This is a genomic window from Jannaschia sp. R86511 (assembly GCF_042466345.1).
Classification (GTDB): Bacteria; Actinomycetota; Actinomycetes; order Actinomycetales; family JBBAYJ01; genus Aquipuribacter.
The window spans coordinates 1,305,578-1,327,530 of sequence record NZ_JAXHCD010000001.1; the positions used below are offsets into that span (position 1 = coordinate 1,305,578).

16 protein-coding genes are annotated in these 21,953 nt (G+C 73.2%); 13 read left to right on the top strand and 3 right to left on the bottom strand.

What is annotated here, in order from left to right; all coding sequences use genetic code 11:
• Positions 1-258: 258 nt before the first annotated feature.
• The 3 genes from SJY06_RS06415 to SJY06_RS06425 form a co-directional block, all read right to left on the bottom strand.
• Positions 259-2,085 (bottom strand): malectin domain-containing carbohydrate-binding protein, encoded by a 1,827-nt coding sequence (locus SJY06_RS06415; RefSeq protein ID WP_380165777.1) that lies wholly within the window; start codon positions 2,083-2,085, stop codon positions 259-261.
• Between the two features lie 111 nt (positions 2,086-2,196).
• Entirely contained in the window at positions 2,197-2,961 is a 765-nt protein-coding gene (locus SJY06_RS06420) for a hypothetical protein (protein ID WP_380165779.1), read from the bottom strand.
• Complete coding sequence (locus SJY06_RS06425; RefSeq protein ID WP_380165781.1) at positions 2,958-3,230, bottom strand: PqqD family protein; 273 nt, start codon at positions 3,228-3,230, stop codon at positions 2,958-2,960. The genes SJY06_RS06420 and SJY06_RS06425 overlap by 4 nt, the downstream gene beginning before the upstream one ends.
• Before the next feature lie 203 nt (positions 3,231-3,433).
• On the opposite strand from SJY06_RS06425, the gene SJY06_RS06430 reads away from it, so the two are divergent.
• From SJY06_RS06430 to SJY06_RS06490, 13 genes are all read left to right on the top strand, one after another.
• Positions 3,434-4,714 carry a glycosyltransferase family 4 protein gene (locus SJY06_RS06430; protein WP_380165783.1) on the top strand — a complete coding sequence of 427 codons (1,281 nt, stop codon included), beginning with the start codon at positions 3,434-3,436 and terminating at the stop codon, positions 4,712-4,714.
• Entirely contained in the window at positions 4,704-6,671 is a 1,968-nt protein-coding gene (locus SJY06_RS06435; RefSeq protein WP_380165785.1) for a glycosyltransferase, read from the top strand. The genes SJY06_RS06430 and SJY06_RS06435 overlap by 11 nt, the downstream gene beginning before the upstream one ends.
• 185 nt (positions 6,672-6,856) lie before the next feature.
• Entirely contained in the window at positions 6,857-8,326 is a 1,470-nt protein-coding gene (locus SJY06_RS06440; protein WP_380165788.1) for an exopolysaccharide biosynthesis polyprenyl glycosylphosphotransferase, read from the top strand.
• Positions 8,327-8,513: 187 nt separating this feature from the next.
• On the top strand, positions 8,514-9,293 hold the full coding sequence (gene rfbF, locus SJY06_RS06445; RefSeq protein WP_380165790.1) for a glucose-1-phosphate cytidylyltransferase: 780 nt from the start codon (positions 8,514-8,516) through the stop codon (positions 9,291-9,293).
• Positions 9,281-10,339, top strand: coding sequence for an NAD-dependent epimerase/dehydratase family protein (locus tag SJY06_RS06450; RefSeq protein ID WP_380165792.1), 1,059 nt, complete (start codon positions 9,281-9,283; stop codon positions 10,337-10,339). Before rfbF ends, SJY06_RS06450 begins: the two co-directional genes overlap by 13 nt.
• Positions 10,332-11,576 carry a methyltransferase domain-containing protein gene (locus tag SJY06_RS06455; RefSeq protein ID WP_380165794.1) on the top strand — a complete coding sequence of 415 codons (1,245 nt, stop codon included), beginning with the start codon at positions 10,332-10,334 and terminating at the stop codon, positions 11,574-11,576. The genes SJY06_RS06450 and SJY06_RS06455 overlap by 8 nt, the downstream gene beginning before the upstream one ends.
• Entirely contained in the window at positions 11,573-12,757 is a 1,185-nt protein-coding gene (locus SJY06_RS06460) for a class I SAM-dependent methyltransferase (RefSeq protein WP_380165796.1), read from the top strand. The genes SJY06_RS06455 and SJY06_RS06460 overlap by 4 nt, the downstream gene beginning before the upstream one ends.
• On the top strand, positions 12,754-13,887 hold the full coding sequence (locus SJY06_RS06465) for a class I SAM-dependent methyltransferase (protein ID WP_380165798.1): 1,134 nt from the start codon (positions 12,754-12,756) through the stop codon (positions 13,885-13,887). The genes SJY06_RS06460 and SJY06_RS06465 overlap by 4 nt, the downstream gene beginning before the upstream one ends.
• A gap of 11 nt (positions 13,888-13,898) precedes the next feature.
• Positions 13,899-14,855 (top strand): phytanoyl-CoA dioxygenase family protein, encoded by a 957-nt coding sequence (locus SJY06_RS06470; RefSeq protein ID WP_380165800.1) that lies wholly within the window; start codon positions 13,899-13,901, stop codon positions 14,853-14,855.
• On the top strand, positions 14,852-15,775 hold the full coding sequence (locus tag SJY06_RS06475) for a glycosyltransferase family 2 protein (protein ID WP_380165802.1): 924 nt from the start codon (positions 14,852-14,854) through the stop codon (positions 15,773-15,775). Before SJY06_RS06470 ends, SJY06_RS06475 begins: the two co-directional genes overlap by 4 nt.
• Positions 15,772-18,771 carry a hypothetical protein gene (locus SJY06_RS06480; protein ID WP_380165804.1) on the top strand — a complete coding sequence of 1,000 codons (3,000 nt, stop codon included), beginning with the start codon at positions 15,772-15,774 and terminating at the stop codon, positions 18,769-18,771. The genes SJY06_RS06475 and SJY06_RS06480 overlap by 4 nt, the downstream gene beginning before the upstream one ends.
• Positions 18,768-20,273, top strand: a complete 1,506-nt coding sequence (locus tag SJY06_RS06485; protein WP_380165806.1) for a lipopolysaccharide biosynthesis protein — start codon at positions 18,768-18,770, stop codon at positions 20,271-20,273. Before SJY06_RS06480 ends, SJY06_RS06485 begins: the two co-directional genes overlap by 4 nt.
• Before the next feature lie 179 nt (positions 20,274-20,452).
• Positions 20,453-21,865 carry a hypothetical protein gene (locus SJY06_RS06490; protein WP_380165808.1) on the top strand — a complete coding sequence of 471 codons (1,413 nt, stop codon included), beginning with the start codon at positions 20,453-20,455 and terminating at the stop codon, positions 21,863-21,865.
• The last annotated feature ends 88 nt before the right edge of the window (positions 21,866-21,953 follow it).

Here is a 21,953-nt window from a genome sequence, read left to right on the forward strand (position 1 = left end):
ACGGAGCTGCGCAGGGGGGAGCGGGGCATGATGAACGACCTCGACAGTCAGGGGGCGGGCTGCCGGTCTGCTTTCGACCGCTGGTACCACGTGCATCGACGAGGGGACGCCGTGACCGGATCGGCCGATCCGGTTGTCCCTTTTGTCCGTGGTGATTACAACCGGTCACGAGTCGCTACCGCAAGTGTGCATGGTTGATGCAACGAACGGTCGGTCGGGTGAGCAGCCCCCCGGCCCTGGTCAGGGGGCGGTCCCCGGTCAGTCGACGGTGATGTCCGGCCAGGACGTGGCGAGCTCCCAGACGGTCTGGGTCGACGCCTTGCCGGGAGCGCGGGTGATGCGGAAGCCCTGCGTCGTGATGGGCACGGCGTGCTCGGCGTCCCTCGTCCCGGCGAGCCAGAGGAGGTAGCCGTGGCCGTCGCGGTGGCCGGTGAGGTGGATGTTGTCGAGCTGCCACTGCCCGAGGGTGCCGGTGCCGAACTGGTGGGGTTGGAGGAAGAGGCCTTGGTAGCGGAGGTTGTGGGCGGTGAAGCCGTCGATGCGGAGTCGGTGGGGGCCGTTCCAGGCTTGGAGGGCGTCGCCGCCGTAGTGCTTGCCGGTGCCGCCGGGCAGCTCGACGTTGACGCCGTCGATGAGGATGTCGCGCAGCTGGACGGTGAGGGTGCCCTTCTCGGCCTTGGAGTCGATGTTGATGCCTTCCCAGACGAAGGCTCCGGCGCAGTGGAGGCCTTCGACGTGGATGGTGCGGGGTCGCTGGGCGGTGCTGTTGCCGGTGATGTGCAGGCAGCGGTTGTTGTTGGCCTGGTCGGCGCCGGCGGGGAAGTGGCGTCTGGTGAAGCGGATGGTGCCGCCGGTGGAGACGATGTTGCGGCCGCCGTTGATCTCGATGCCGCCGACGATGTCGAGGTCGGTGTCGGGCCAGCGGATGAGGACGTCGCGGTCGGCGGGGGCGCGTAGGAGCCGGTTGGTGGGCGAGGGGGTCCAGACGAGCGGGTCGACCAGCGTCGGCGCGTTCCACGACGAGCCGGCGGGCGGGCCGGTCGGGCTCGGGGTGGGGGTCGGCTCGGGCGTGGGTTCCTCGACGGGCCCGCTGCCGGGTCCGTCGAGGCTGGGGCCGTCGGTCACGGGCACCACCGAGATGGCCGAGACCAGCGCGCGGTCGGCGCGGGCCGAGAAGTCGATGTCCAGCGTCCCGCCCGACACCGTGGCTCGCACCGAGCGCTCGACGGCGCGGAACGCGCCCCCGGCCTCGGCCACCAGGTCGAAGTCGCTCAGCAGCGGCCGGCCGGCCACGGACACGTCGAACCGGCGCGAGCCGGGCGCGTCCCACCAGGTCTCGGCCATGTGCAGGGTGACGTCGTAGCGGCCGTCGGTCACGGGGATCCGGTAGGCGCTCATGCCGGTGCGGATGCTGCCGTAGACCCCGGGTGACCCGGTGCCCGCGACGCCGGAGCGCACCGACGTGGTGCCGCCTACGGCGAAGCGGTCCGACAGCCACAGCACGCCCTCGTGGACGGAGTCCGTGCTCGCCCCGGCGTCGATGAACAGCTCGGCCATCGCCGCCGGCGGCAGGTCGTCGTCCGGTGCCGGTGCCGGTGCCGGTGCCGGTGCGGGTGCGGGAGCGGGTGCCGGCGCGGGGGTCGGCCCGGCCGGGGCCGGCTCGTCCGGACGTGACGGCACGGGGCCGGCCGGGTCGACCGGGGTCGGCGGCCCGAGGGGGGCGGCAGAGGTGCGCGCGGGGCCCGACAGGGCCCGACCCGGTGCAGACACGCCGACGGGCGCCACGGCGGCCCCGGTCCCGACGGTGGCGACCGGCCCGAAAGCGTCTCCGGCCCCGACGGCGGCCCCGGTCCCGGCGGCGTCACCGGTCCCGACGGCGTCACCGAGGGCGGCGTCGCCCCCCGACGCGACGGTCACACCCGACCGGGCCTCGGCCGGACCGCTCCCGTGGGCAGCCCCGGCGGCCACGACCGGCGCGATCGGGCCGTGGACGGGTGCGGGGACGGTCGCGGCGGGCCCGACGGCGCACAGCACCGTCGCGAGCACCAGCGCGGCGGCGCGGGGGAGGAGCCGGGGCGGGGTCATGCAACCGTCCGTTCGGTGGTGGGGTCACCACCAGCAACGACCGACGGACCGGGCACCTTGACCGGCGCGACGGGACCCACCCGCCACGCCACCCGGCTGGCGGGACGGCGGTCAACCCAGCGTGTCGAGCACCACCCGCGCGGTGGCGGCCGGGTCACCCACCTGCACGCGCCACACCTGGGCGCCGGTGACGGCGGCGGCCGCGACCAGCAGGAACCGGCGCGGGTCGACGTAGTGGTTGAACGACAGCCGGACGAGCGCGGCCAGGCCCTCCATGCGGCGCAGCGGCTGCAGCGACGGCGCACCCGTGACCCGTTCGGGCAGCAGCAGGTGGGCCACCGGCACCGGCCCGGACACCTCGCCCAGGACGGCGGGGGCGAACAGCAGCTCCCGGCTGCCGTCGGCCAGCAGGTCGCCGGTCGGGGCCGCGGTCGAGCCCAGCCCCAGGGCGGCGGCGCTCCACGGGCTCAGGGCGACCGGCTTGGGGTAGGCCAGCGCCACCGGGGCCCGGGGGTCGGCGTCGTCCAGCACGAGGGCCTCGTCGGACAGGTAGAGGGCCCCGGCCAGGCACAGCGCGGCCGTCATGGTCGACTTGCCGGCCCCGGACACCGCCGGCACGACGACGGCACCGGAACCGGTCGCGACCACGCCCGCGTGCACGGCCGGGTAGGGCGTCCGGGCCACCAGGGCGCGGTTGACCTCCGCGGCCGCCGTGGCCAGGTCCGGCACCGGCACCGGGGGCTCGGCGCCGGCCCCGGGGCTCAGGAACGGCGCCCAGAGCCGGCTGAGCTCGGCGAGCAGGGCAGACTCGCCCGACACCGTCACGGGGTCGCAGCCGTAGGCCGCGAACGACGCCGTCGCCGCCCCCGTGCTCACGGCGCGTCCACCAGGAGCAGCTGCTCGTCCACCAGCACCTCGATGCCGGCCGCGACGCCGCGCCGCGCCTCCGCCGGGTCGATGCCGAAGGCCTCGGCCAGCAGCGGCACCACCTCCTCGACGGTGACCGGTCCGTCGGCCGTCAGCCGCCAGATCGCCGACGCGGACGGGTTCAGGAGCACGACGGCGTCGGTGACCGGGTGATAGATCGCTATCTCGCCGTCGACCTCCACCTCGGTCAAGGACGCTGAGACCCGTTCCAGACGCATCGGGCGAGCCTACGGCGCGGCCGGTCGTAGCGGTGAGTGATCACGGATGCCGAGTTCGTGCACCACGCGCCCCCGATGCGCCAGTCCCGTCACAGAACGCGAGACACCGGCCCGATCCAGGGCCTAGCGTGACTTTCTGTCAGCACGGTGGGGCCACCATGGCGGTGGCGACTACGGAAGGGAACCGGATGTCCCTGCTCCGCGTGACCGCACCCACCACCGCCGGGCGTGCCCCCCGGGTCCTGGTCGTGGTCCAGAACATGAACTACGCCTTCGACCGCCGGGTGCAGAACGAGGCCAAGGCGCTCGTGGCCGCCGGCATCGGGGTGACGGTCGTCTGCCCCAAGGGCGTCAGCACCGAGCCCGACCTGCTGGAGGTCGACGGGGTCGTCGTGCGCAGCTACCCGGCGCTCGGCGCGACCGCCGGGGTGCTCAGCTACCTGCGCGAGTTCATGCTGGCGTGGCTGCTGACCGCCCGGCTGACCTGGCGGACCCACCGCGAGGAGGGCTTCGACCTGCTGCAGGCCTGCAACCCGCCGGACACGTACTGGCTGCTCGGCCTGCTGTGGCGGCTGCGCGGCAAGCGGTTCGTGTTCGACCAGCACGACCTGTGCCCCGAGGTGTTCGTCGACCGCTTCGGCACCCGCTCGCTGCTGCACCGCAGCCTGCACCGGACGCTGCTGCTGCTGGAGCGCGCCACGTACCGCACCGCCCAGCACGTCCTGTCGCCCAACGAGAGCTACCGCGAGGTCGCCCTGACCCGCGGCCGGGTGCCGCGCGAGCGCACCACCGTGGTGATGAGCACGCCGGACCACCGGATCATCCGCCGCACCGACCCGCAGCCCGACGCCCGCGCCGGCTACGCGCACCTGGTGGCCTACGTCGGGGTGATGGGTCCGCAGGACGGCGTGGACCGGCTGCTGCGCACGGCCCGGCTGCGCCGCGACGCCGGCCGCGACGACACCCGGTACGTGCTGATGGGCTTCGGGGACTGCCGGGACCAGCTGCAGGAGCTGTCCCGCGAGCTGGGCCTGGACGACTGCGTGCACTTCGCCGGCCGGGTGAGCCACGAGCAGCTGCGGGCCTGGCTGTCGGCGGCCGACCTGGGCGTGACCCCCGACCCCAGCACGCCGTTCACCGAGCGCTCGACCATGAACAAGACGCTGGAGTACATGGCCTGCGAGCTGCCGGTGGTGGCCAGCGACCTGGTCGAGACCCGCCGCTCGGCCGGGGACGCCGCGCTCTACGTCCGCACCGAGCAGGAGGCGGCCGACGCGATCGACCTGCTGCTGGACGACCCCGCCCGCCGGGCCGAGATGGGCCGGCTGGGCCGCGAGCGCATCACCGGCGAGCTGTCGTGGGACCGGTTCGCGGTGGACTACGTCGCGGCCGTGCGCCAGGTGCTGGGCGTCGGGGACCCGGTCGTGGTCGGCATCCCGGCGCAGAAGCGATCCCGACGGCGGTCGTCGGTCCGTGCGCGATGACGGCGTAGCGGACCCGCGGGCGGGCGCCGCCCCGGTCCGCCTGGGCGCGGTCGTGGTCCCCGCCCACCAGGAGGGCGAGCGGGTCGGCCGGTGCATCGACGCACTGGCCCAGGGCTGGGTGCCCGGCGAGCTCGACGTGGTCGTGGTGAGCAACGGCAGCACCGACGACACGGTGGCCGTGGCCCGGGAACGGGCCGCCGCGCACGGGCTCGACCTGCGCGTGCTCGACCTGCCCGAGCCGGGCAAGGTCGGGGCGATCCGGGCCGGCGAGGCGGCGACCACCGGCCCGCGGCTGTACCTGGACGCCGACACCCGCTGCAGCGCCGCCGCCGCGCGGGCCATGCTGCGGGCCGTGGGCCCGGGGACCGGCCCCGGCCCCGCGCCCCGGGCCGACGTGGCGGTACCGACCCGCGTGCTCGACCTGGCCGGTTGCTCGTGGCCCGCGCGGCTCTATCACCGGGCCTGGGCCGAGCTGCCGTGGGTGCAGGAGCAGCTGGCCGGCCGCGGCGCCTACGCGCTGTCCGAGCGGGCCCGGGCCGGCTTCGGCACCTTCCCCGCCGTCACCGCCGACGACCGGTTCGCCACCACGCTGGTGCCGCGCGAGCGGGCCCGGGTCGTCGACGCGCCCGTCCACGTCACGCCGGCGCCGACCCTGCGCGAGGTCCTGGTCGTCCGGCGGCGGGTCTTCGCGGGCAACGCCGAGCTGGCCGCGGCCGGCGTCGCGCCCGCGCACGACCGACGGGCCACCGACCGGGCCGCGCTGGCCGTGGGCCTGCTGCGCCGGCCCACCCGCTGGCCCGGGCTGCTGCTGTGGGCCGGGGTCACGGTGGCGGCCAAGCTGGCCGCGCGCCGCGGGGCGGGCCGCTGGCGGGCCCGCGGTCCCCAGGCCGCGCCCGCGCCCGGACCGGAGCAGGCCGCGCCGGCGTCCCTGTCGGTGGTGGTGGTGACGTTCCGCAGCGCCGCGACCGTGGAGGCCTGCCTGGTCTCGCTGCAGCAGGCCGCCCGGCGGGTCGACGTGCCGGTGCGGCTGGTCGTGGTCGACAACGACTCCGACGACGACAGCCTGGCGGTGGTGCGCCGCGTCGCGCCCGAGGCCACCGTCGTCGCGCGCCAGGTCAACGACGGGTTCGGGCGGGGCTGCACCGTCGGGGCCGAGGCGGTCGCGTCCGACGCCGTGCTGTTCTGCAACCCGGACGTCGTCGTGGCCCCCGACGCGCTGCGGGCGCTGCTCGCCGAGGCCGCCCACCACCCCGGCGCCGCCATGCTCGGCGGCAAGCAGCTGCGGGCGGACGGCTCGGTGGACCGGCGCTCCTGGTGGCACCGGCCCACGTGGTGGTCCCTGGTCTGCTTCGCCACCGGGCTGAGCTCGGTCCGCCCCGGCCGCCGCTGGAGCGACCCCGAGAACGGGGGCGGCTGGGACGGCCGCGGCCGGGACGTCGGGGCGGTCAGCGGCGGGTTCATGCTGCTGCGCCGGTCGGCCTGGGACCAGGTCGGCGGGTTCGACGACGACATGCTGCTGTACGGCGAGGACCTCGACCTGTGCCTGCGCGTGCACCGGGCCGGGCACCGGATCCGGGTCTGCGGCGAGGCCGAGTTCCGCCACGACGTCGGGGCCTCCTCCCGCGCCCGCGGCCGGGACGCCTCGGCGGCCCCCGCGCCGGACGCCGCCGCGTTCCGGCTGCAGCTGGTGCTGCGCGGGCGGGCCGCGGTGCTGCGGCGCCACTTCGGCCCGGCCGCGGTGCTGCTGCTCGAGCTGGGGGTGCGGCTGCGGGCCGCCGTGGCCCCGGTGGGCTCGCGCACGGCCGGGGGCCGCGCGAGCACCGACCGGGCGGCGTGGGCCGCGGCGTGGCGCAACCGGAGCACCTGGCGGGCCGGCTGGCAGGCGGGCGACGACCTGGGCCGGGTGCTCGCCGCCGCCCGGACGCAACCTGGCCAAAGCGCCCGAGCCCGACAATAGTCACGCTCGGTAGTTGACGCCCCGTAGTTGGCCGCGCACGCCGAGTCAATCTGCGGTCAGTTTCGGGCAACTCTGGGACTACGGCTGACCAGCCCCTATACGCTTGCGCGGTCCTCGGGGACAGATCTCGAAGGCGCGGTCGGCGCCCCCGCCCACGCGGGAAGGAAGTCACGTTGAGTGATCAGATGATTGCGTCGTCGGCGGGCCTCGGCCTGTCCGTCCACCAGCGGGTAACCGCGGACCGGCTGTCGGTGCCGGTCGTCCTCGAGCGCGCCGGCTCCGCCTCGGCGCGGGCCATCGTGCCGGTGCTGGTGGCCCGGGACGCCCTGGCCGCCGTCGTCGCGGCCACGACCGGGGCCCTGCTGCTGCGGGCCGCGGCCGGTGACGACACGGTCCTGTCGCCGCTGGTCCTGGCGCTGCTGGCGCTGTCGGTGCCGCTGTGGTCGGCCATGCTCGTCCTGGCCCGGGCCTACGAGACCCGGTACCTCTACGCCGGCTCGGGCGAGATCAACCGGATCGGGATCGCCGCGGCCATGACCGGGCTGCCGGTCCTGCTCGGGTCGTGGCTGGTCCTGCCGCCGCAGCTCGCCTGGGTGGTGGTGCTGGCCGGTGGTCTGGGGCTCGGGCTGACGCTGGCCGGACGCTGGGTGGCCCGGATGCGGGCGCAGCGGCAGAACCGCGAGGGCACGGTCCGCGTCCGGGCGGTCACCGTCGGGGAGCGCGCCGACGTCGACCGACTGGCCACCCGGCTGCGCCAGAACACGTACCACGGCTGGTCCGTGGTGGACGAGGTGCTGCTGGACGTCCACGGCACCCGGGCCGACGTCACCGCCGTCGTCGCCGCGGCCCGGTCCAGCCAGGCCGACGTCGTCATGCTCGCCCCCTCGGGCGGTCACCACCTGGGCTCGGTCACCGACCTGCAGCGGGCGTTGCAGGCCGAGGGCATCGAGCTGGCCCTGACCCCGCCCATGGTGGAGGCCGTCGGTCCCCGCGTCACGGTGGACTCCCTCTGCGGCCTGCCCGTGGTGCGGGTCCGCTCGCCCGAGCTCAACGGGCCGCGGCGCTGGCTCAAGAGCCTGGCCGACCGGGGCGGCGCGCTGGTCGCGCTGGTGCTGCTCATCCCGGTCCTGCTGCTGCTGGCGCTGCTGGTCCGCCTGACCTCGCGGGGCCCGGCGCTGTTCCTGCAGGAGCGGGTGGGTCGCGGCGGCAGCCGGTTCCGCATGGTCAAGCTGCGCTCGATGTACGTCGACGCCGAGGACCGCCTGGCCGAGCTGGCCGGTCGCAACGAGGCCGCCGGGCCGCTGTTCAAGCTGACCGACGACCCCCGGGTCACGCCGCTGGGGCGCTGGCTGCGCCGGACCTCGCTGGACGAGCTGCCGCAGCTGCTCAACGTCCTGGTGGGGCAGATGTCCCTGGTCGGCCCGCGCCCGGCCCTGGTCAGCGAGGTCATGCAGTACGACCGGGACACCCGCCGCCGGCTCCTGGTCGCCCCCGGCATCACGGGGCTGTGGCAGGTCCACGGCCGCTCCGACCTGCCGTGGGAGGAGTCCAAGCGGCTCGACCTGCGCTACGTCGAGAACTGGTCGCTGGGCTTCGACCTGTCGATCCTCGTGCGCACGGTCGACGTCGTGCTGCGACGCAAGGGGGCGTACTGACGCACGCCGTCACCCTGGGTCACGTATCGGACCGGCCTAGTCGCTCTCCTGACCGAACGTGGTCGGGGCACTCGGCCAACAGGGCGACAGATCGTTCGAACCGAAGACGACCCGGCCCCGGCAGTGGCACGATCTGTAGCGGTGGGACGGCCCCGTCCGTCCCCCGGATGCGTGAGGAGCTCGGCTTGTGAAGACGGCGATTCTGGCCGGTGGCCTGGGAAGCAGGCTCGCCGAGGAGACCGTGGTGAAACCCAAGCCCATGGTCGAGATCGGGGGCCGCCCGATCCTGTGGCACATCATGCGGCACTACCTCACGCACGGTCACGACGACTTCGTGATCGCGGCCGGGTACAAGGCCGAGGTGATCAAGCGGTGGATGGTCGACTACGCCACCCTCACCGCCGACGTCACGGTGCAGCCGCACCGCGGCCAGGTCGACTACCACGGCAGCGACGCCTGCGAGCCGTGGACGGTCACGGTCGTGGACACCGGCCAGGACACGAACACCGGCGGCCGGATCAAGCGGATGGCGCCGTGGGTCGGTGACGACCAGACGTTCATGGTGACGTGGGGCGACGGCGTGAGCGACGTCGACCTGGACGCGCTGCTGGCCTTCCACCGCGAGCACGGGCGCATCGCCACCCTGACCGCGGTCCGCCCGCCGGCCCGCTACGGGCACATCGTCACCGAGGGGGACCGGATCACCGAGTTCTCCGAGAAGCCGCAGATCGGCGAGGGCTGGATCAACGGCGCGTTCTTCGTCTTCGAGCGCGAGGTCTTCGACTACATCGACGGCGACGACACCCAGTTCGAGAAGGAGCCGCTGGAGCGCCTGGCCAAGGACGGCGAGCTGATGGCCTACCGGCACCACGGCTTCTGGCAGTGCATGGACACCGTCCGGGAGCGGCACATCCTGGAAGAGCTCTGGAAGGGCGGCAACGCGCCCTGGAAGACGTGGGAGAACTGACGATGCGGATCATGGTCACCGGGCACGACGGCTACATCGGCACGGTCCTCGTGCCGCTGTTCCAGGCGGCCGGTCACACCGTCGTCGGGGTCGACAGCGGGCTGTTCGCCGGCTGCACCCTGCTGCCCGACGAGCACCGGGCCGACGTCGAGCTCGCCATGGACGTGCGCGACCTGCGCCCGGAGCACCTGGCGGGCATCGACGGCGTCGTGCACCTGGCGGGCATCTCCAACGACCCGGTGGGCGACCTGAACCCCGGCACGACCTACGACGTCAACCACCTCGCCACCGTCCACGTGGCCGAGGTGGCCAAGGCGGCCGGCGTGCAGCGGTTCGCGTTCAGCTCCTCGTGCAGCACCTACGGCGCGCACGGCGACGAGCCCATCGACGAGACCGCCGCGTTCCAGCCGGTCACGCCGTACGGGGAGTCCAAGGTGCTGGCCGAGCGGGACCTGACCCTGCTGGCCGACGACGACTTCAGCCCGACGTTCCTGCGCAACGCCACCGCGTTCGGCGTCTCGCCCCGGCTGCGCGGCGACCTGGTGGTCAACAACCTGACCGGCTACGCGGTGACCACCGGCGAGGTGCTGATCAAGAGCGACGGCACGCCGTGGCGCCCGCTGGTGCACATCGAGGACATCGCCCGGGCGTTCCTGGCCGTGCTCGAGGCGCCCCGTGACGTGGTGCACCTGAAGGCGTACAACGTGGGCATGAGCAGCGAGAACTACCGGGTGAGCGAGGTGGCCGACATCGTCGCCGACGTCGTGCCCGGCGCCCGGGTGACGTACTCGCCCGACGCCAGCCCGGACACCCGCAACTACCGGGTGGACTGCTCGCTGATCCGGGCCGAGCTGCCCGCCTTCCAGCCACGGTGGACCGTGCGCGCCGGCGTCGAGCAGCTGTACGCCACGTACCTGCAGGCGGGGCTGCGCCTGGAGGACCTGACCGGGCCCCGGCTGCAGCGGATCAAGCGCCTGCTGGAGCTGCAGGAGCAGGGTCGGGTCGACGCCGACATGCGGCTGGTGGGCGAGGTGGCCGGTGTCTGACCTGCCCCCCTGCCGCTCCTGCGGGGGCGAGGACCTGCGGGCGTTCCTGAGCCTGGGCACGACGCCGCTGGCCGACGCCCTGCTCACGCCGGCCCGGCTGGCGAGCCTGGACACCGACCCGGAGCCGACGTTCCCGCTCGACGTCGCGTTCTGCCCGCAGTGCTCGCTGGTGCAGATCACCGAGGAGGTGCCGCCGCAGCAGCTGTTCGTCGACAACTACCTGTACTTCTCGTCGTTCTCGCCCATGCTGCTGGCGCACAGCAAGGCCCACGTCGACGGCCTGGTCGCCTCGCGCGGGCTCGGTCCGGACCACCTGGCGGTGGAGCTGGCCAGCAACGACGGCTACCTGCTCAAGCACTTCCTGCCCCACGGCGTCCGCGTGCTCGGGGTCGACCCCGCGCCGGACCAGGCCGCCGCGGCGCGCGAGGTGGGCGTGCCCACCGTCGAGGAGTTCTTCGGCGTCGACGTGGCCCGCCGGCTGCGGGCCGAGCACGGCGCCGCCGACGTGATCATCGCCAACAACGTGATGGCCCACGTGCCGCAGCTCAACGACTTCGTCGGGGGCATCGCCGAGCTGCTGGCCGACGACGGCCTGGCGACGGTCGAGAACCCCTGGGTGAGCGACCTGATCGAGCACGGCGAGTTCGACACCGTCTACCACGAGCACTACTACTACTACTCCTGCACCGCGGTCGACGCCCTGGTGCGCCGGCACGGCATGTACCTCAACGACGTCGAGTACTTCCCGGAGCTGCACGGCGGCACGCTGCGCTGGCACATCGGCAAGGTCGAGGCCGTGACCGACCGGGCCCGGCGGATGCTGGCCGACGAGCACGCCCGCGGCGTGGACTCCTACCCCTACTACGCGGACTTCGCCGAGCGGGTCGAGCAGACCCGCAGCGAGCTGCTCGAGCTGCTGAGGGGGCTCAAGGCCGAGGGCGCGAGCATCGCCGCCTACGGGGCCGCGGCCAAGGGCAGCACGATGGTCAACTACGTCGGCCTGGGCACCGACGTGCTGGACTTCGTGGTGGACCGCAACACCCACAAGCAGGGCACGTTCATGCCCGGGGTCCACCTGCCGGTGCGCGGGGTGGAGGCGCTGCTGGAGACCCAGCCCGACTACTGCCTGATCCTGGCCTGGAACTTCACCGACGAGATCGTCGAGCAGCAGGCCGAGTACACCGCGCGCGGCGGCCGGTTCATCCGGCCGGTGCCGCGTCCCGTGGTGCTGGCGTGAGCGCCCCCGTCTGCCCCGCGTGCGGGTCCGTCGACCTGCACGTGTTCCACGAGGTGGCCGGCGTGCCCGTCAACTCCTGCCTGCTGGTCGACGACCGCGACACGGCGCTGGCGTTCCCGCGGGGCGACCTGCGGCTGGCCTGGTGCGGCGGCTGCGGGTTCGTCACCAACCTGGCCTTCGACCCCTCCCGGGCCACCTACTCCCAGGACTACGAGGAGACGCAGGGCTTCTCGGCCCACTTCCGCGCGTTCATCTCCGACCTGGCCTACCGCTGGGTGCGCGCCCACGGCCTGCAGGGCAAGGACGTCGTGGAGATCGGCTGCGGCAAGGGCGAGTTCCTGTGGGAGATGGCCCGCGCCGGGATCGGCCACGGCGTGGGCGTCGACCCGGGCGTCAAGCCCGAGCGCGTCCCCGACGACGTGTCCGACGGGCTGTCGTGGGTGCAGGGCTTCTTCCCCGCCGACCACCCCGAGCTGCACGCCGACGCCGTCGTGTGCCGGCACACGCTGGAGCACATCGGGCCGGTCGAGGAGTTCATGCGCACGGTGCGGGCGGCCATCGGGGACCGCACCGACACCGCGGTGCTGTTCGAGCTGCCGGGCACCATGCACGTGCTGGACGACGTCTGGTTCTGGGACACCTACTACGAGCACTGCTCGTACTTCACGGCCGGGTCGTTGGCGCGGCTGTTCCGGCGCACCGGGTTCGAGGTGCTGGACGTCCGCTCGGCCTACGACGACCAGTACCTGCTGCTGGAGGCCCGCCCCGTCGACGGCCCCGGGCAGGGGGCACCGCTGCCGCTGGAGGAGTCCCCGGCCGAGGTCGGCGCGGCGGCCGCCCGCTTCGCCGAGGGCTACCGCAGCACGGTCGAGCGCTGGCGCGGCCGGCTGCGCGAGGTCGCGGCCGCCGGCGGGCGGACCGTGGTGTGGGGCTCGGGGTCCAAGGGTGTGGCGTTCCTGGCCGCGCTGGGCGAGGACGCCGGGCTGGTCGAGTGCGCCGTGGACATCAACCCGCACAAGCACGGCCGGTTCATGGCCGGCACCGGGCACCGGATCGTGGCCCCCAAGGAGCTGCTGGACGTGCAGCCGGCGCTGGTCGTGGCCATGAACTCGACCTACCTGGCCGAGATCGGCGCGGACCTGACCGAGCTCGGCCTCGACGTGGCCCTGGAGGGCCTGTGAGCTGCCGCGCCTGCGGGCAGCCCGCCACCGAGCCCCTGGTCGACCTGGGCCCGGCGCCGGCGCTGGTCGGGGCGCTGTGGGACGACGCCGACGGCGCCCGGGGCTCGGTGCGGGGGCAGCTGGACCTGCACGTGTGCCGGCGCTGCGGGCACGTGCAGAACGACGCGTTCGACGCCACGCTCATCGACTACGACGTGGACTACGACAACTCGCTGCACCACTCGCCCACCTTCCAGCGCTTCGCCGACGACCTGGCCCACCGGCTGGTGGACGAGCGCGGCATCCGCGACAGCCACGTGGTCGAGGTGGGTTCCGGCAAGGGCGACTTCCTCGCCGCGATGGCGCGCCTGGGCGACAACACCGGCACCGGCTACGACCCCACCGTCGACCCGGACCTGCGCGTGGACGGCGTGACCCTGGTGCCGGACTACTTCCGGCCCGAGCTGCACCTGGAGCCGTACGACCTGCTGGTCTGCCGGCACGTCCTGGAGCACCTCGACGACCCGGCGACCATGCTGCGGGCGCTGCGCGACGAGGCGTCGGGGGAGGACCCGCTGTTCTACCTGGAGGTGCCGTCGGCCGAGTTCAACTTCGGCCCGGAGGGCATGTGGGACTCGATCTACCCGCACGTGTCGTACTTCAGCGCGCAGTCGCTGGAGGCGCTGGTGAGCCGCTGCGGGCTGCGCGTCGAGGCGTCCGGGACGGCCTTCGGCGGGCAGTTCCTGTGGGTGGAGGCCCGTCCCGGCCGCCTGGACGACACCGTGCCGGACGGCGTGGCGGAGCACCTGGCCCTGCTGGCGGCGTTCGGCGAGCGGTGGCGCAGCACCACCCGGCACTGGCGCGACCGGATCGGCGCGGACGACTCCGACGAGCTCGTGCTGTGGGGGGCCGGGGCCAAGGGCGTGACGTTCCTCAACGCGGTCGACGACGGGGCCCGGCTCACGGTCGTCGACCTGAACCCGAACAAGTGGGGCCGGTACCTGCCGGGCACCGGTCACCGGGTGCAGGACCCCGCGAGCCTGGGCGAGCGCGCCGTCGCCCTCGTGCTCATCACGAACCCGGTGTATCGGGACGAGATCTCCCACCACCTCGAGCAGATCGGCGTCCACGCGGACGTCGTCGGCCTCTGAAAGGAACCGACATGACTCAGCCGGCCACCAACAACACCGTCTACCTGAACTCCACCGCCCCGGACCGGGTGCGGCGCGAGCGGCTCTACGCGGGTCAGATCTTCCTGTTCACCGCGACGCCGGAGACCACGGCCCTGCGCGACTTCGCCGCCGAGATGATCGAGGAGGCCTTCGCGCCCCTGGACCCGGTGACGGCGCAGTTCGACATGCCGGTGGAGAAGTTCGTCGAGATCTTCGGTCCCCTCAAGCCGAAGTTCATCCACCACCCCAAGACCAAGCAGCTGATGCGCGACGCGCTCGCGAGCCTGGGCTGCGACCTGGAGGAGACCTACCTCGACGTGCCGCGCCTGCGCGGGGTCACCAGCGACTCCTACCTGACGGCCGGCGTCGGCTACGCCCACCCGCTGCACCGCGACACCTGGTGGAGCGCACCGCTGGCGCAGCTCAACTGGTGGATGCCGATGTACGAGTTCGAGTCCGAGAGCTCCATGGCGTTCCACCCGCCCTACTGGGGCACGGGGGTGGAGAACCACTCCGAGGACTTCAACTACTACGAGTGGAACGCGGTCGGCCGGGCGCAGGCCGCCACCCACATCCACCAGGACACCCGGGTCCAGCCGCACCCGCCGGCCGACCTGGCCCGCGACCCGCAGGTCCGCTTCGTCGTGCCGCCCGGCGGCATCGTCGTGTTCAGCGGCGCCCAGATGCACTCCACGGTGCCCAACACCTCCGGGCGCAGCCGGTTCAGCATGGACTTCCGCACCGTCAACGTCGCCGACCTCAAGGCCGGCCGCGCGGCGCCGAACGTCGACTCCCACCCGCAGGGCACGTCGCTGCGCGACTTCCGTCGCATGTCCGACGACGCGCACCTGCCCGACGAGGTCGTGGCCCAGTACGACAGCGGCGAGATCCCCGAGGGCGCCGTTCTCGTGTTCGACCCCAACGGCGGGGGCGTGCGCGCCCCGTGACGACGACACCGCTGGTCACCGTCGGGCTGCCGGTCTACAACGGCGCCAGGTTCCTGCGTGCAGCCATCGACTCGCTGCTCGCGCAGGACCTGACCGACTTCGAGCTGCTCATCGCGGACAACGGCTCGACGGACGACTCCGTCGAGATCGCCCGCGCGGCGGCCGAGCGTGACCAGCGGGTCGTCGTCCACCGGTCCGAGCAGAACCGCGGGGCGGCGTGGAACTACAACCGCCTCGTGGACCTCGCCCGGGGCACGTACTTCAAGTGGGCCGCGCACGACGACCTGGTCGAGCCGACGTTCCTGTCCCGGTGCGTCGAGGTCCTGCAGGAGCGCCCGGAGGTCGTGCTGGCCTACACGCGCGCGGTGGACGTCGACGAGCAGGACGACGTGGTCCGTGAGTACGAGCTCCTGCCCTACGCGGCGGACGGCACCCCCACGCAGCGGGCCAGGACGGTCGTGCTCAACCCGTCCCCGTGCTTCGAGTCGTTCGGGGTGATGCGCACCGAGCAGCTGCGCCGGACCCGCCGGATCGGCGCCTACACGAGCTCCGACCGGACCCTCTTCCTGGAGCTGGCGCTCATGGGCCGGTTCGTCGAGGTGCCCGAGGTGCTGTTCCGCCACCGTCAGCACCCCGAGCGCTCCGTGACCCGGTACCGCGACGACCGGGCACGCAACGTCTGGTTCGACCCCTCGTGGGAGGGGCGGGCCAGCGCCCCGAGGTGGCGCCTGCTGCGGGAGTACGGCGTGTCGATCGTGCGATCCCCGATCCCCAGGACGCACCGGCTGCGGGCGGGGACGCTGCTGCCCCGGTGGGCCCTCGCGAACCGCCGGGCCCTCGTCCGCGAGGCGGCCTCCATGGTCCTGGGCCGCGCCACCACCGTCACCGGCCACCACGAACCGAGAGCAGTCAACCGATGAACACGTTCGCACGTCGTGCCCGGATCGCCCTGGTGGCCGTCGCGGTGGCCCTGAGCAGCAGCCTGGTCGCCACGCCGGCCTCGGGCGCGGCCCAGTCGTTCACCTCCGACGACTTCTCCACCGGCGTCCTCGGTGCCGCCTGGACGGTCGTCGACCCGGTCGGTGACGGCGAGGTCTCGTTCGTCGACACCGGGACCGCGGACGCCCGGCTCGCGCTGTCCGTCCCGGCGGGCACCGACCACGACCCGTGGGGCAGCAACCGTGCGCTGCGGGTCATGCAGCCGGCGGCCGACGTGGACTTCGAGGCCGAGGCACGCTGGACCACGGTGCCCAGCAAGAAGTTCCAGTCGCAGGGCCTGATCGTCCAGCAGGACGCGGACAACTGGATGCGGTTCGACGTGCACCACACCGGGTCGGTGCTGCGGCTGTTCGTGTCCCGGACCGTGGCCGGCCAGTCGACCGCGCTGCTGACGCGCACGGTCGCTCCCGGTGCCGAGGTGGGGCTGCGGGTGCAGCGTTCCGGCAGCGCCTGGACGGTCGACTACTCCGGCGGCGGCTCCTGGACCGAGATCGCGACCGTGCAGCACTCCCTGGCCGTCGCCTCCGTGGGCCCGTTCGCGGGCAACAGCGGGCCCAAGCCGGCGTTCGTCTCCGAGGTCGACTACGTGATGGACCTCGCGGCCCCCATCGCCGCGGAGGACGGCACCCCGGCGCCGACCGTGGCCCTGAGCACCGACGTCGTGGGCCAGGGGGCGGTTCTCCGGTCGCCCGACGCGACCGACTACCCGCTCGGCTCCCAGGTGGCGCTGACCGCGCAGCCTGCCGACGGCTGGCAGTTCTCGGGCTGGTCCGGGGACGCCTCCGGGAACGACCCGCAGACGACCGTTTCCATGTCCGCCGCACGGGCGGTGACGGCGACGTTCGAGGAGGTCGTCACCGAGGAGCCGGAGCCCGACACCTTCCCGCTGGCCGTGTCGGTCGTGGGTCAGGGTGTCGTGGGTCGCAGCCCGTCGGGCACGACGTTCGACGCGGGGACCGTGGTCGAGCTGACCGCGACACCCGAGGAAGGCTGGACGTTCGCCGGGTGGTCGGGCGACGTCACGGGCACCCAGCCGGTGCTCACGGTCACCATGTCCGCCGCGCGGACGGTGACGGCGACCTTCGAGGAGGACGTCGTGGAACCCCCGACGGGGCCGGCCGTGCTGACCTCCGACGACTTCAGTGCGGGCCTGCTGGACGAGGACCTGTGGACCGTGGTCGACCCGGTGGGTGACGGCCAGGTCTCGGTCGTCGGCGGCGGCACGGACGACGTGAGGCTGGCCCTGTCGGTGCCGGCGGGCGTGTCCCACGACGCCTTCAACGCCAACCGGTCCCTGCGGGTCGTGCAGGACGTGGCCGACGGGGACTTCGAGGTCGCGGCCCGCTTCACCAGCTCCCCCGACCAGCAGTACCAGCAGCAGGGCCTGCTCGTGGAGCAGGACGCGTCCAACTGGATGCGGTTCGACATCCACTCGACCGGGACGGGCTGGCGGCTCTACGCGGGCCGGACCGTCAACGGCAAGACCACCAAGCTGCTGCAGAAGGGCGTCCCCATGGCGCCCGAGGTGACGTTGCGCCTCGGCCGGAGCGGGGACGTCTGGGACCTGGACTACTCGCTGGACGACGGTCTGACCTGGGTCGGCGGCGGGGAGGTCACCCACGCGCTGGACGTCTCGGCGGTCGGCCCCTTCGCGGGCAACAGCGGCCTGCGGCCGGCGTTCACGGCCGAGGTCGACTGGTTCTTCGACACCACGGCCCCGGTCGACCCGGAGGACGGTCAGGTGGTCGTCACGTACCCCCTGACGGTGCAGACCCAGGGGGAGGGCACCGTGTCACGCTCGCCCTCTGCCGTCGCCTACCCCGCCGGCACGCAGGTGTCGCTCACCGCGGTGCCCGCCAGCGGCTGGGAGCTGTCCGGCTGGAGCGGGGCGGCGTCGGGGACGGAGCCGTCGGTGACGGTGTCCATGAGCCAGGCCCGGACGGTCACGGCGACCTTCACCGAGGTCCCGCCGCAGCCGCCCAGCCCCCCCGTCATCGACGTCTGGTACGGCGACGACCAGACCTTCGGCGAGGTGGGCACACCGCAGCGCTGGGTCAACGTCCTGGGCAACGTGACCGACGCGGACGGCGTCGCGTCGCTGACCTACTCCCTCAACGGTGCACCGGCGGTCCCGCTCAGCATGGGGCCGAACCTGAGGCGCCTGTTCATGCCGGGTGACTTCAACGTGCAGCTGGTCGAGGCCGACCTGCCGGTCGGCGCCAGCACCGTCCTGCTGCGGGCGGTGGACACCGAGGGCGACGTGGCCACCAGGACGGTCACGGTCCGCAAGGCGCCCGCCGCGGCGACCCTGCCCCTGGAGGTCGACTGGTCGACCACGAGCGGGCCCAACGACCGCACCCAGGTCGTCGACGGCAAGTGGGCGACCGGGCAGGACGGGCTCACCGTGCTCGAGATGGGGTACGACCGGACGGTCGGCGTCGGTGACAGCACCTGGACCGATTACGAGGCCACCGTCCCGGTCACGGTCCGGGGTCTCGGCCCCGGTGCGGGCACGCCGCAGAGCGGCGCACCGCTGATCGGTCTCGGTGTGCACTGGGACGGGCACACCCCTCGCGGCGGTGAGAACCCGGCCGTTGACTGGTACCCCACCGGCGCGTTCGCCTGGTACGAGTTCTACGGCTCCGGCCGCTTCACCCTGCAGGGGAACCAGGGCTGGCCCCTGGTCCGCCGGTCGATGGTCTGGGACTTCGGCACGACCTACGTCATGAAGGTCCGCGCCGAGGCCGAGACCGGCGGCATCCGCTACAGCTACAAGTGGTGGCCCCAGGGGACGGCCGAGCCGGCGACGTGGACGCTCAGCGTCGTCGAGGACGACGGTCCGCAGGCGGGTTCGCTGCTGCTCATCGCGCACCACGTCGACGCCACCTTCGGCACCGTGAGGATCGACCCGCTGTGACCGCCGACGCGCCTGCGCCGGCACCCGTGGGTGCCGGCCAGGGGCGCGGCCGGTTCGCCCGGGCGACGGCGTGGGCGTTCGTCATGGACGCGGGGGGGCAGGTGGCCACCCTCGCGGTGTCGGTGGTGCTGGCCGCCGTCCTCGGTCCGGCTGCCTACGGCCTCGTGGCCATGGCGCTGGTCTACGTCATGTTCATCCAGCTGATCCAGCAGCAGGGGATGCAGGCGGCGGTCATCCAGCGGGCCGACCTGGACGAACGACACAAGAGCACGGCGTTCTGGCTCGTCCTGGTCACCAGCCTGGTCCTGACTGGGCTGAGTGTGCTCCTCGCCGGTTGGTGGTCGGCCGTCAACCGGACTCCCGAGCTGGAACCGATCCTGGTCGCCCTGTCGGCTCTGCTGCCGATCAGGGCCCTCTCCACGGTGCAGGAGGCGGTCGTACGGCGGTCGATGAGGTTCCGCGCCCTGGCCGTGCGAACCCTCGTTTCGGTCCTGCTGGGCGGCGCCGCCGGTCTGTGGGCCGCGTTCGCCGGGCTCGGGGCCTGGGCACTCGTCGTGCAGCAGCTGGTGACGGCTGCGCTCGGTTGCATCCTGCTCTGGAGCGTCTCCCACTGGCGACCCCGCCTGACCTTCTCCGGTACTGCGGCGCGGGAGCTGTTCGGCTTCTCGACGGGGTCGTTCGTCAGCAGCATCGGCGTGTTCGTCAACAACAAGGCGGATGCGCTCCTCATCGGCATCTTCTTCGGCCCCCTTGTCGTGGGTCTCTACCGCTTCGCGGCCAGGCTGGTCGAGACGCTCCTCGCTGTGGCTGTACGGCCGGTCCAGTCGGTGGCACTGCCCGGTCTGTCGCAGCACCAGCACGACCAGGTGGCTTTCGACCGAAGGTCCCTCCAGCTGCGCGCCGCCTCCGGCTGGCTGGCCCTGCCGGCTCTGGGCCTGCTCATGGGTTCGGCGCCCATCGTGGTGGAGCTGCTGGGCGAGGAGTGGTCGTCGGCCGTGTGGCCCCTGCGGCTGCTGTGCCTGGTCGGGATGATCCGGGTCCTCGTGACCCTGGACGGCCCGATGCTCCAGGCCCGCGGGCGGGTGCACGTGCAGGCAGCTGCGACGTGGGTGGCCGCGCTGGCCAGCGCAGGATCCTTCACCGTTGCAGCCCTCCTGCTTCGTGACTCCGGGGTCGTGGCCCAGGCGACAGGCGTGGCCGCGGCACGATTGGCCGTGTACGGGGTCGTCGTCCTCGCGATCCACGTCTGGTTGGTCCGGCGGGTCTCCCGGACGCGTTGGCGGACCGTCCTGGCCTGCTATGCCCCGGCTGCCGCGACGGCGGTCCTCTGCTTCGTCGCGGCCACCACCGTCCAGGTCGTCGGCGACAGGGTCGGTTGGTCCCTGCTGGTGGACGTCCTGCTGGTGGCCGGGCTCGGCGTCCTCGCACTGACGGTCGTCCTCCACCAGAACCGGACGGTTCTGCAGACTCTCCGCAACCGTCCCGGTGAGCGGACGGGGTGAGCATGCGTTCTCGCCGCACCGCACGACGTGGGCGGCGGAGTCGACGTGGTCGATACGGTTGGCCGACCCTGCTCGTGCCGGTCGCGCTGCTGCTCGTGATGTTGACCGTCTCGCCGGTGACGGGGGTCGTGGGGCCGGAGCCGTCGACCGATGAGCCCTCTGGTCCCAGGCCGGATCGGTTGACGAGCAGCGGCAGCATCGTGGTCACGGAGGACGGTGCCGTCATCGACGGCGTCGACGTCCACGGCTACATCCACGTCCGCGCCGACGACGTCACCATCACCCGCTCCCGTGTGTCGTACACAGGGGCGCACAGCGTCAGGATCTTCGACGGCTCCGAGGGCACGGTCCTGGAGGACCTGACGATCATCTGCGGTGACCCGAGGACCAACGGTGTGGTGTTCGGTGGCTACCGGGCGGTGAGGGTGTCCGTGACGGGGTGCCGCAACGGGTTGATGTCGTCCACGAGGACCCCGGCGACCATCGTCGACAGCACGGTGGATGGCGTGGTCACGACCGCAGAGGCGACGCCGTCCGTCACCCCTGGTAGCGAACGGCTTCGCGACGCCACCGCGGCTCGGCGGGGGAGTGTCCTTGGTCCTCCGGCCGGCCGGCCGGCCGAGGCGACCTCGCCGACTGATGCGACCCCGCCGACCGACACCAGAGGCGCGAGCACCCAGCCTCCGGCCCCACCGGTTGCGGACGCGGACGCCGACGAGGCAACCCCGTCCCGGCCCGCGCCGACCCCCGCGCCGCCGGCCCCGACCCCGGCTCCGCCGGCCGCCCCCGCCCCCACCGGGACCAAGGCGCAGGTCATGGCCCAGGCCGGCCCCCGCGTGCCCGCCACCGCCACCATCACCGGCAGCCAGGCCCGCCAGCGCATCCTCGACACCGGCCTGCTCGAGAAGGTCAACGTCCGCGGCACCCTCGACCTGTCCCGCGTCGACCGCGGCTACACCATCCGCGACATCACCCTCGACGCCGCCGGCGGCCGCTACGGCATCCACACCATGGTCGGCTACTCCGGCGTCGGCGCCCCCAAGGCCAAGCAGACCATCGAGTACGTCGAGGTCCACGGCGCCACCTCCGCCGGGCTCTACCTGCGCAACGTCACCGTCCGCAACGCCGACGTGTGGGGCAACATCGACAACATCAAGTCCGCCGACAACGTCAGCGTCACCAGCTCCTGGCTGCACGACCAGGCCTGGGTCAGCGGCGCCCACGCCGACGCCATCCAGATCCAGTACGGCACCGGCCAGTACTACGCCAACAACGTCATCGACGCCCATCACGGCGACAGCTCCGTGGCCGGACCTCGAGCCGGGGAGCCTGCCAACGCCGCCCTGCAGACCGGCTCCATGATCGGCAACGCCTCCGCCCGGTTCGTGGCCAACTGGTGGGACGGCGGCCACTACACGGTCCGTATCCTGGAGGAGGGCCCTCCGACACTGGACTACCAGTTCCGCGACAACCGGTTCGGGCGCAGCTTCACCTACGGGCCCGTGGCCGGGGCACGTGAGGCTCGCGCCGGAGACGGGGGGACGCGCATGGACGACAGCAACGTCTGGGACGACGACGGCAGCCCGGTCTGACCCGGCCGGGTGGGCCCCGTCCGGAAGTCCCGAACGGCCCACCGATCCGCGGCGTGCCGCCCTAGACTCGAACCAGGTCGGATCGACT

Bases quoted from the DNA above. Each gene is read 5' to 3' on its own strand.
- SJY06_RS06470 (WP_380165800.1), top strand. From the start codon at position 13,899: ATGACTCAGCCGGCCACCAACAACACCGTCTACCTGAACTCCACCGCC.
- SJY06_RS06415 (WP_380165777.1), bottom strand. From the start codon at position 2,085: ATGACCCCGCCCCGGCTCCTCCCCCGCGCCGCCGCGCTGGTGCTCGCG.
- SJY06_RS06440 (WP_380165788.1), top strand. From the start codon at position 6,857: ATGATTGCGTCGTCGGCGGGCCTCGGCCTGTCCGTCCACCAGCGGGTA.
- SJY06_RS06425 (WP_380165781.1), bottom strand. From the start codon at position 3,230: ATGCGTCTGGAACGGGTCTCAGCGTCCTTGACCGAGGTGGAGGTCGAC.
- SJY06_RS06480 (WP_380165804.1), top strand. From the start codon at position 15,772: ATGAACACGTTCGCACGTCGTGCCCGGATCGCCCTGGTGGCCGTCGCG.